At 31.5% G+C, this 11,469-nt stretch carries 9 protein-coding genes; 5 read left to right on the forward strand and 4 right to left on the reverse strand.

Annotated elements, in window-relative coordinates; all coding sequences use genetic code 11:
- Positions 1–113: 113 nt before the first annotated feature.
- Positions 114–833, reverse strand: a complete 720-nt coding sequence (locus F0000_RS20995; RefSeq protein WP_149626686.1) for a thioredoxin family protein — start codon at positions 831–833, stop codon at positions 114–116.
- A 46-nt stretch (positions 834–879) separates the two neighbouring features.
- On the opposite strand from F0000_RS20995, the gene F0000_RS21000 reads away from it, so the two are divergent.
- The 4 genes from F0000_RS21000 to F0000_RS21015 all read left to right on the forward strand — a co-directional run bounded on the left by F0000_RS21000 (position 880) and on the right by F0000_RS21015 (position 4,988).
- The gene (locus F0000_RS21000; protein ID WP_149626687.1) at positions 880–1,524 is read left to right on the forward strand and encodes a DUF4159 domain-containing protein; all 645 of its coding nucleotides are present in this window, start codon (positions 880–882) and stop codon (positions 1,522–1,524) included.
- A 5-nt stretch (positions 1,525–1,529) separates the two neighbouring features.
- Complete coding sequence (locus tag F0000_RS21005; protein WP_149626688.1) at positions 1,530–2,042, forward strand: TrmH family RNA methyltransferase; 513 nt, start codon at positions 1,530–1,532, stop codon at positions 2,040–2,042.
- A gap of 108 nt (positions 2,043–2,150) precedes the next feature.
- Positions 2,151–3,239, forward strand: a complete 1,089-nt coding sequence (locus tag F0000_RS21010) for an AI-2E family transporter (RefSeq protein WP_149626689.1) — start codon at positions 2,151–2,153, stop codon at positions 3,237–3,239.
- Positions 3,240–3,623: 384 nt separating this feature from the next.
- Positions 3,624–4,988, forward strand: coding sequence for a T9SS type A sorting domain-containing protein (locus F0000_RS21015; RefSeq protein WP_149626690.1), 1,365 nt, complete (start codon positions 3,624–3,626; stop codon positions 4,986–4,988).
- Between the two features lie 812 nt (positions 4,989–5,800).
- Here the strand turns inward: F0000_RS21015 and F0000_RS21020 are convergent.
- The gene (locus F0000_RS21020; protein ID WP_149626691.1) at positions 5,801–6,694 is read right to left on the reverse strand and encodes a phospholipase A; all 894 of its coding nucleotides are present in this window, start codon (positions 6,692–6,694) and stop codon (positions 5,801–5,803) included.
- Positions 6,695–7,243: 549 nt separating this feature from the next.
- Between F0000_RS21020 and F0000_RS21025 the strand changes: the two genes are divergently transcribed.
- Positions 7,244–9,364 carry a lamin tail domain-containing protein gene (locus F0000_RS21025; protein ID WP_149626692.1) on the forward strand — a complete coding sequence of 707 codons (2,121 nt, stop codon included), beginning with the start codon at positions 7,244–7,246 and terminating at the stop codon, positions 9,362–9,364.
- A 217-nt stretch (positions 9,365–9,581) separates the two neighbouring features.
- Here F0000_RS21025 and F0000_RS21030 read toward each other — a convergent pair whose 3' ends face one another.
- Positions 9,582–11,063 (reverse strand): hypothetical protein, encoded by a 1,482-nt coding sequence (locus tag F0000_RS21030; RefSeq protein WP_149626693.1) that lies wholly within the window; start codon positions 11,061–11,063, stop codon positions 9,582–9,584.
- A gap of 82 nt (positions 11,064–11,145) precedes the next feature.
- The coding region (locus F0000_RS21035) for an integrase core domain-containing protein (protein ID WP_149626694.1) at positions 11,146–11,469 on the reverse strand (324 nt) is incomplete at its 5' end.

Genomic DNA, 11,469 nt, shown 5'->3' on the forward strand with positions numbered 1-11,469 from the left:
AGCCTCGGAGCATTTAAATCACGATTATCGAGTAAAATTTCAGATCAGAAATTATAATCAACTAAAAATAAATCAGATCCTTTCTTTTAAAATCCTTTTATCGAGCTAATTTCTTAGATATTTATTTTTGTAGCTCCTGTAGTCTTTAGAGATGCATCTTGCGTATATACAATGACAGAAAGCTTATCCTGAGTATCAATCCAATTGGGTACGTCAAAAACAACCTGACCAGATGCATTCATTTTTACAATACGATTTGCCACTATATTTGTATTTTTTAATGTTAGATTACGATTTTCACCTCTTGAAATTTTTGTAGTTCGCTCTGAAACAACTAAAGCCAAGGTAACTCTTTTAAAGTTTGAACCACTGATTTTATAATCGAATGTTATTGTATTACCTGAATGCCTAACTTCATTAAGCTCTATACTATTTGTTGATGTCAGGCTTCCATATCGTTTTAATGCAGCCTGCGCTTTGCTACTATTAGAACCTGTAAAATGCTCACTACCATTAACCACTAATTGTGGAGTATAAATCGAATTACTGTAAAATTGCTGAGCATAATCCCTTTGATAATTGCTAAACTCTTCTGAACTAAAAGGGTCTTTCCAGCCTAAACGATTCCAATAATCTACGTGATATGATAAAACAAACACATTTTTGTTTTTATATTCTTTCTTTATCTCATCCAATAATGTATCCGCTAAAGGGCAGCTACTACACCCCTGAGATGTAAACAATTCTAGTACAACTGCAGCATTTGTAGTATCCTGAGCCTCAACAACTCCAAAACATGTGATCGTTAATAGTATCAAAAGGTTCTTTATCATTTCTTTTATTTTAGTACTTTTAGAATCTATTATTTAGACGTTTATCATGATAAAGCTTACAGGGTTTCTTTTTCTCTTCATCTTTTGGGGTACACTTTTTTCTCAGGATATTGCTGTATTGCAATATAATGGAGGTGGTGATTGGTATAGTAACCCTACTGCGCTACCTAATCTTATTGCCTTTTGTAATAAGAATATCAATACTACAATGCAAGCAAAACCCAAGACAGTGAAGCCAGAAAGTATAGACATATTTCAATACCCATATTTACATATGACCGGTCACGGTAATGTTTTCTTTACAGATAAGGATGCTGAAAATCTAAGAAATTATTTACTTAGCGGAGGTTTTTTACATATTGATGATAATTATGGTATGGAACCATATGTAAGAAAAGAACTGGTAAAAGTATTTCCTGATATAGAACTAAAAGAATTACCGATATCTCACCCTATATTTTCTACAAAATATAAATTTCCGAAAGGGTTGCCCAAAATTCATGAACATGATGGAGAACGTCCACAAGCACTTGGAATCACTCATGAAGGCAGGCTGGTATTGTTATTTACTTTTGAAAGTGATTTGGGTGATGGTTGGGAAAATCCAGAAATACATAACGATCCTGAAGAAGTACGGCAAAAAGCATTAAAAATGGGTGCCAATATTATCAAATACGCTTTTGAGAATTAATCTTTATGGATAATCAATTACAGCATGGCACTATACATTTTATAAAAAGAAAGTTTCCTATTATAGTACTTTGTGATAATGTTAACTCTCCAGCTAATATTGGCAGTATTTTTAGAATAGCTGATGGATTTGGAGTAGAAAAGATATATTTCTTTGGAGAAGATATAACTGTTGTTAGCAAACGTATGTTGCGTACTTCAAGATCTACACATAATGTCGTACCATATGAAAATAGGGAACATATTCTTGAGGTAATAGATGTTCTCAAAACTCAGGGTTATACAATCTTTGGACTCGAAATTACTAAAAATAGTGCTCTTGTTTCGGATGTTGATTTTACTACAAAAAAGAAAATCGTATTAATTATTGGAGAAGAAAATTCAGGAATTTCTAAAAATGTACTGACTAAAATTGAAAAAAATATACATATAAATATGTACGGTATCAATAGTAGCATGAATGTAGCTACAGCCACCGGGATTGCATTATACGAAATCACCAAACAATTAACTCATTAGTAATGTTTAGTGTTTAGGAATTATTTAATATTTTCATTGTAAATTTAATTTAGATGAACAACATAGATTAATACTCAAAAAAGCAATCAAAAAACAACTACAGCTGCAATGAACTCAAAAACAATATCTTACGGAATTATAAGAGCAATAGCAATCATTGTTGGGGTGCTATTATTACTTTGGTTCTTGTATAAAATTCAATCGATTTTATTGTACATAACCTTTGCCGCAGTAATCTCATTAATGGGAAGACCACTCGTCTTTTTCTTAAAGAAAAGACTCCGTTTTAACAATACAATTGCTGTAGTATTCTCTTTATTTATTACCATTGGTTTATTTTTAAGCATTTTTTTACTATTTGTTCCTATTATTGCAGAACAAGGACAATTGATTGGAGAGATCGATATCAATCAGATAGGTGATGATTTTGATCGTTTAAATCAGGATATAAGTGATTATTTTAATGTAGAAAAATTAAATTTCGTTGAACTCATTAAACAAACTGATTTAATGCAATTCTTTGATATCAAAGTTATTCCTAATGCAATTAATTCATTTTTAAGTGGTTTTGGGGCTATACTTATTGGTTTGTTTTCAGTGCTTTTTATAACATTTTTTTTATTAAAAGACAGTAAATTATTAGAAAACAGCATGTTGGTATTTGCAAAAAAAGAACACGAAACTAGTTTTATGCGTGCCTTCACAAAAATTAAAAATTTATTATCGCGCTACTTTGTTGGTTTATTACTTCAAATATTAATTTTATTTGTTCTTTATACGATACTTTTATTGGTATTTGGAGTACACAATGCAATTGCTGTTGCACTAATTGCAGCTATTTTTAATCTAATCCCCTATGTAGGACCATTATTTGGAGGGGCTCTCGTATTAATTCTTGCCACCACAAGTAATCTGGGTTTAGATTTTCAATCTGTTATTTTACCAAAACTCACTTATATTTTGATCGGATATATCATGATTCAACTGATTGATAATTTTCTGAATCAACCTTTAATTTTTGGCAATAGTGTAAAATCTCATCCATTAGAGATTTTTCTCGCTATACTTATATTTGGAGCCCTTTTTGGTATAGGTGGATTGATTGTAGCTGTTCCTTTTTATACAGCAATTAAAGTAATTGCAAAAGAATTTTTATCCGAATACAAAATTGTAAAACAATTGACTAAAGAGTTATAAAAACCAGTCTTATTTGTCCCTTTTTCTAGTACCTGAAAAATTTCAACAAAATCTACTAATTTTCTGTCGTTATCATTTTTTTACAGAACAATATAAAGAGTTGATTTCTATATAAAAAAACCATTTTTAGTTTCAAAAATGATATTAACTCTTTTTAGACTATACAAACTATTTTTAAAATTCCTAATTTTCACGAAATTTATTTTAAAAAATAAATTCTTAAACTTTTAAAATATTAATAGAAAATCTGCAATTATGATTCTATATTGATAAAAAACGTAAAAAATACATTTTATCTATTGGTACTAAGTAAAAAAACATTTTTTTTGTAATGCATTGTTAATTTTTTTTGCAAAAAAAACTAAATAATCTTTAAGTAAAATTATGAAAAAGACCCAAATTTATTTTACGATTTTCATGGCTTCTTTATCAATCTCTGCCCAGGATTGGAATGGGGTACCAGTTCCAGCTGATGCAGGTATTGGTAAAACATGGGAGCTACAATCAGAGACTTCTGATGATTTTAATTATCTTTTTAATGAAACAAATCAATTTTCCAATTTTGGTAGCGATAAATGGTATAATTTCTACCATAATAGTTGGGATGGACCAGGAACCACCTATTGGAAATACAACCACGTTTCTGTTGATGGAGACGATTTGGTTTTAAGAGCTTCCAGATGGGGGCAAGGTGGTGAAACGGCTTTACCCAGAACCACCTTTCCTAATAAAATGGGAAGACCTGCTGATGGGGTTAATGCGGGATGTATAACATCTACTAAAAAAGTTTTATACCCTGTTTTTGTAGAATCTAGCGTAAGTGTAGCCGATATTGTACTGGCATCAGATGTCTGGCTGTTAAGTCCTGATGACACTCAAGAGATTGATATCATTGAATGCTATGGTGGAGATGAACAAGGGAATGCTTTCTTTGCTGAATTTATCCACTTAAGTCACCATTCTTTTATTCGTGATCCTTTTACTGATTACCAACCAAGAGATTTGGATAGTTGGTGGAGTAGATCTGATGTATCGGTATGGGGTGAATATTGCTGGAATAATGGAGACAGAAGGTATGTAAGAATCGGAGTAAACTGGATTAGCCCTGTACATTTTGAATATTATATTGATGGAGAACTAGTTAGAGTACTTTATAATAAGGCATTTGCAACAAAAAGGAATGGCACCTGGACCTATACGTATCCTACCATGACGAATGGAGAGTTGGATTTTGACAGTAATGGATTTCAGACTGCTGTACAATTTGCAACTGGTAATTCTTATTCTTTTCAAACATTAGAAGCTGCTAACAATGCTTCTTCTGTAAGTGTTATCGATCCTGGTAATTTTCAGGGTGGAAATGGATTTACAAAAGAAATGGATATCATTATTAATGTAGAATCACAAAATTGGCATGTAGAAGCTAATCGTACTCCAACGGATGATCAATTGAGTAATCCTGATAGAAATACCATGAAAGTAGATTGGATCAGAGTATACAAACCAGTAGATCAAAATCTATCCGTTGATGATATCTTGCTAGAAAATGAAGTAGCCGTTTACCCTAATCCTGTTAAAGATGTCTTAAATTTACACGAAAAAATAACTTCATGGGAACTATATTCTATGACAGGGAGTGTTTTAAAAGTAGGTACTAAGAAAAACATCAATGTTACAGACTTACCAGCTGGCGTATACTTTATAGTTGCTAAAAATCAATCTCAGGCATTTAAATTTATTAAAGAATAATTCTAAAAAAAATCTTTTAGTAAGAAATTATTCTTAACCTATAAAAACTTACCTTGATCGAAAGTAAAAGGTAAGTTTTTTTATGAAATATATCGACCCAAATGTATATTCATAAAAATCACCTTACCTTCTTACTTACAAAATATGACTATTATTAAGAAATTATTCTGTAAAACTTACCTTTTATCAGGCACACCTCTAAAAACTTCTATATTTTTTTTAATCGTAAAAAAGTAATAATTATTAAAAGAGTTCTTTATTTATTTTTCATTTTTGTTAGTTTATACGTTTTTTATAGTAATCGACTCAATATTTTTTTATCATCTAATTGATCCATACTAAAAAAAGAAGTAAAGAAAACAGGCAAAAAAATATTTATTAAATCAATGAACTATAGCTATATTTTTATTCTCTATATATTAAACAAGTAACTATCCTAAAACCCTACAAAAAATTTAGGTTTTTATTTTCTTTTGTATTAGTGATTTTAGTTTTTCTACTGAATTCAGTATAGTAGTTAGTAGTAGTGTTTGCAAATTTTATTTGTTTTTTCAAGTATTAATAAATGAACTTTTTAAACCATAGATGGCTATATTGAAAAAAAACTGCTTCATTATAGTACAAAAGCCAAGCTTTTCGCTTGAAAACCACTACTCAAGATGAATTCAAAGTAAAATATAGATAAAACCGCATTTAAAACATCGCTATTAATAGCGGCTAATAGCAATTCGAGAAAGTCCTTACGTATTTTAAAATCAGGATGGTATTATAAGCAATATGATAGTACTTATAACTGATCTGATTCCTGCTATTTATCTCCATTGTATAAGTGATAAGCCAATACCAAAGGTAGTTTGCTTATGATTATAGTCTATTAGACTTTCTCCGTGCCCATGAAATAGCTGTGCATGAATTTGTAGGTTGTCTAATATTTTAATTGCATAATCTAATTTGATATTTGCCCTATTATTATCTCCCATTCTCAATGAATGTCTAAGTACTAAACTTATATCATGTCTCCCCTTGGTATATGCAGATAAAAGTTCTATTCTTCCCACATAACTTTCAATTTCCGGATTATTATCTTCGACAGTATCTTCTTGCAAACGCCACCAGGGTTTTAAAACGATACTCCAGGAGGGACTCTCCCATCCTACTTGCAAAATAATCCGGTTCCAACTTCTGGACAAAGGATTAGACCTTCCGTTACTTTGATGATTGATCCCAATTCCTGCAAATACGCCATCTAGCCCCAAAATTGTATATGAAGTAGGAAATATCAGCATAAATTCTGGCTCATAATTAGTTTCTCTAAATGGTCTGGAAATATTCGCACTATATAATTGCCATCGCGAAGACTGTGTATATGCAATCCATATATCTCCTCCTATTCTTTTACCTAATAGGTTTTTTAAAGCTTTGGTTTTAAAACTAAGTTGGAACTTTAGTTCTGTATTAGAAAAAGCAGAAGATTCATCAGCAGAATTAATAGGATTGTTACTTCTAGGCTGGTTATTTATACGAGTTGTATAATTAGCCAATAAGAAATAAACGGGTTTATAAGGAACTATTTTAAACAGTTTTGTACTCGTGTCATTAATCTGCCACCGCTGAGACAAACTTTTACCAGGGTTCTGGATTAATGCTTGCCCAAAGCTAGCAGAACACGTCAAAAATAATAAAATTATAAGGGAAAGTATTTTCATGAATGCTGCTTTCTTAAACTTGTAATTGCTTAATGTACCATCTATCGTTTAAATTTACTGTAAATGAAAACTATACGTTATTCATATTTTCTTTCTGAACTCATGGTAAAAAAGTATATTTTATTCCTGTACAATCAGAGGATAATTGGTCTAATCTTAGATCTTAATTATTAATTTTAAAAAATGAATAAACAAACAAACAAATATACACACAAAAGAATTTATCAGAGTGTTATTATACACCTTGAATATTAGATAATTAGTATTGGTAAAACTTGGTAAGCATACTTTGAGATAGTATATTTCATTCATTTATTCTTTTAACTTCCTTTTATTTTATCAATCTAAAAATAGAGTTGCTTTAAGTTTATTAGTTTTTAAAATACATGATCAAACCTTTCTTAGAGTCATTGGTTTAGTACCAATATTAACCATTGTTATATTACGGTTAATATCTACACAAGCCAGCCAAACATCTGTGTAACAAGATTGATTTCTTTGTATATTCGTAATTCACAATTATATTCATATAAATCGACCATATTTGTCATGAAAAAATACTACTTTTTACTTTTCACACTTATTATTTCTACGGGATCCTTTGGACAATCTGTTGGGGACATTGCTTTTATTGGTTTTAATGCAGATGGAGATGATGATTTTTCAATCGTTGCATTAGCAAACATTCCTGCAAATACGACTATTTATTTCTCAGATGATGAGCTTAATGGCGCTGGTGGCTTTGAGGATTCTAATGAAGGAAATATTCAGTGGGATACTCCTGATACTGTTATCACTGCAGGAACTGTTGTTGTTTTTACTGATACCGACAGTGATGCTAATCCCTCTTATGGTGTTTCTTTGGGTACTATCACAGAATTAGGAGCCGGAACAATTAATCTAGCTGGCGGCGGAGATGCCTTATTTGCGTATTTAGGAACAGATGAAAACACTCCAACTACTTTTTTGGCCGGTATACAAAATGAGGTTAATAATTTTGGAGATTTAACAGGTTCTGGATTAACAGAAGGATCTACCTTTGTTACATTTACGACATCAGGCAATCCTGATGGTGGTCAATATACAGGAGCAAGAGATTCAGAAACTTTGTTTTCTAACTACCTATTATCAATTGCCAATCCAACAAATTGGACGATTAATGCTACCGATGGAGAAGCTATTTTACCTTTGGATACTACACCTTTTATCGAGTCCAGTATGGCGACACCTACAATAAATGTGAGTAGTGCTGTTTCTAATCTGGATTATTTTGAAGGTAATGGTCCTTCTGATGAGGGTTCTTTTACTATATCCGGTACAAACCTTACTACAAATCTAACCATAACGGCACCTGTTAATTTTGAAATATCTCTTCTTTCTGATACCAGTTTTGGTTCAATGGTAACACTCTCTCCAGATATGGGAACTGTTACTTCTACTCAAGTTTATGTGCGCTTGATTGCCAGTTTACCCGAAAACTTCTATACTGGAGATATTACCGCTTCCTCTTCTGGAGCAACTGATAAAACAATCACGTTAAGTGGAACCGTTTCACCTGCTGTACCTCAATTTACGATTTCTGGTACTATTAATGAGTTTTCATATTTTGAGGGATTTGGTCCATCTGCAGAAGACAGCTTTAGTATTTCTGGCTTATTTCTAACCTCTGATATTACTATTGCTGCACCCCCTAATTATGAAATATCTCTAACTACAAATACCGGTTTTGGATCTTCTGTATTGATTACTCCAGTCCTGGGATCTGTAGCTGATACTACAATTTTTGTACGATTGGCTGATAATTTATCCCCTGAATCCTATTCTGGAGATATCACGATTTCTACGACTGGCACTATGGATCAGACGATAGGGTTGACAGGCATCGTTTTTCAGGCAGCTGTTTGCGCTAATGTGGGAGATGTTATTATCACAGAAGTTATGCAAAATCCAATGGCTGCAGGCAATGATCCTAATGGAGAATATTTTGAACTATACAATACAACTGGAAATCCTATCGATATTGCAAACTGGATTATTGAAGATGACAATATCACTACAGAAAATCATATAATCACCGCTCCTTCATTAATTATTCCTCCTAATGATTATATTGTTATTGGTAATGCTGCTACTCCCAATGGAGGTATTACTTTTGATTATACATATGACAATGACATATCTTTAGGCAATGGAACTGATGGTATTATACTAAGCTGTAATGCTACTACTATAGATCAGGTGATCTGGGATAATGGCGCTACTTTTCCGGATCCCACGGGAGCAAGTATGGAGTTATCCATAGATGATTTGAATAGTATTGATAACGACAATGGTGCTAATTGGGCAACAGCTATAACACCTTTTGGAAGTGGAGATTTAGGAACTCCAGGAACTGTTAATGATAATTCGACGGTGCTATCTGTAGATTCATTTGATCAACCTTCATTTTTTAAAGTATACCCCAATCCTGTAAATACAGGGTATGTACACATTACTTCTGCATCTACTATCCAGATAGATGCCACTGTTTTTGATCTTACGGGAACGCAGATACTTTATAAAAAAATTGATAAAAATGTCTTAAATGTTTCAGGCCTTAGTACGGGCGTATATATATTACAATTAAAACAAAATGAAATCACAATAACCAAGAAAATGATAATACAATAAGAGATTTGTCTCTATAATTAAAAACTATTGTTAAAATCTTAATAAAGAATCCCCGAGGCAGAGCCATAGGGGTATTCAACGGAAGAAAGTTTTACAATTTAATGAAAACCATCCGTTTTCAAACTTTCCTCTAAAACCTCCGATGCAGAGCATCGGGGAATTCTATTGATTAAATGGTGACACCCCCCTTTTGCTACAATAAAACAAAATAATCAATCTATAAACTTCCTATATAACTAGTAAGGCTTGAATTAGAATCTAAACCCATCTTTTTTCGAATTCGATATCGAGATGTATGTACACTACGTACTGAAATATTAAGAACTCCAGACATCTCATGACTATTAAAATTTAGCTTTATTAGTGCACAATGTTTGAGTTCTGTAGATGACAAACCAGGGTGTTTTTTACATAAAGTTTCATAAAACTGTGTATTAACTTCGGTAAATCGTTGGTTAAAGTCATTCCAGGCATCGTTATTCACCTGCTTGTATTTCTTTTGATATTCTTCATATTTTTTTGGAGCTTTTGTTTTAACGATAGTAATAAGAAAATCTACAATATCTTTCATTTCTACCATTTTAATGACATAATTTGTTAATTCTTTATTCTTTACCTCTAGTACAGCCTTGTTTTTCTCAATTTCATGCTCACTTATTAGAGAGAGTCTTTTAATTTTACTACGTTGATAAAAAAACACATAGGCTCCAATTATCGATACGAGAGTTGTGATAAATATTATAAAAATACGTGACAGTTCTTCGTTCTTTTGTTCGATCATAAATTCCTGCTGCGCTATCGTTTCTTTATTCTCCTCTAGTTTAGCTTTATATTTATTTTTAATTTCGAATAGTCGTTGGTTATGTTTACTTGTAGCTCCAAAAAGCTGGCTGTTACTAGTTTTTGAGGCTTTTAGATAGTTAATAGCCTTTTTTAACTTCCCATTAATTATATATAAATCAGATATTTTTTGCTGTAAATCAGATTTTAGTTCAGTATGTACATTACTATTATTAACTATTTCTAGGCTTTGTATATAATATGCTAATGCACTATCGTATTGATATTGTTCTTTTTTTAAATCCCCTGTAAAAGATAGATTAACTGCCATATAAGGTGCATTGTTTTTTTCGAGAAATGTTCTGGCTCTGTAAAGTTGTTTTTCAGCCTTTAAAATATTCCCCAGTTGCAAATTGCAAAAACCTTGATCCGTTAGAACATAAGGAAGCTCTCTTGAATCATTATAAATGGTTTTACAAGAATCCAGGTACAGAAGAGCCTGTTCATATTCCTTACGATCACGCCAAAATGTAGCAATGCTAAAATAGTTTGAAACCATTTGATCCTTAACATTTGAATTGGGAGTCACTATCTTTTTTGACATATAGAGAGCTCGTTGTAAATTCGCAATGGCAAGTGAATCTTTATTATATATATCATATAATATCCCAATGTCTCGATAGATTTCTATTAAGTACTCATCATTCTTCAACTGTTTAGCTATAAATAAGGCTTCCCATATACTATCGAATGCTATATCATAATTTCCGCTATAACGATTCATATCACTTTGATCGATAAGCCATTTTACTCTTGTAATACTATCATTAATTAGAATATCATCTTCTGGTTTTTGTTTAAAATTGAGATATGAGCTAGAATACGTATGAGAAGGATACTGTTTTTCCTGCGCAACCATAAAAAATGATTCACTTAGAGAGAGGTACAAAAATATAAGTATGATACTTTGGACTACCTAATAAATTTGGTACAAGTTTTCATTAAGCCGCATTTTTATATTTATAATTGTTCAAATTGATTTCCATTTCCAAAGGAGTTAAATAGTCTAAAGCAGAATGTATTCTTTTGGTATTATACCATTTAATATATTTATCAATAGCGTTATATAATTGTTTTTGATTATTAAATTTATATCTGTTTAGCCATTCATATTTGATGGTTTTAAAGAAACTCTCAGCTACTGCATTATCCCAACAATTCCCCTTTCGACTCATGCTTTGTGTTATTTTTATATTCTCATTAAACAATGTCATTACTTTAGTTGAAGTGTATTGGACTCCTCGATCTGAATGAAAAATAAATCC

The organism is Aquimarina sp. RZ0 (assembly GCF_008370685.1).
Classification (GTDB): domain Bacteria; phylum Bacteroidota; class Bacteroidia; order Flavobacteriales; family Flavobacteriaceae; genus Aquimarina.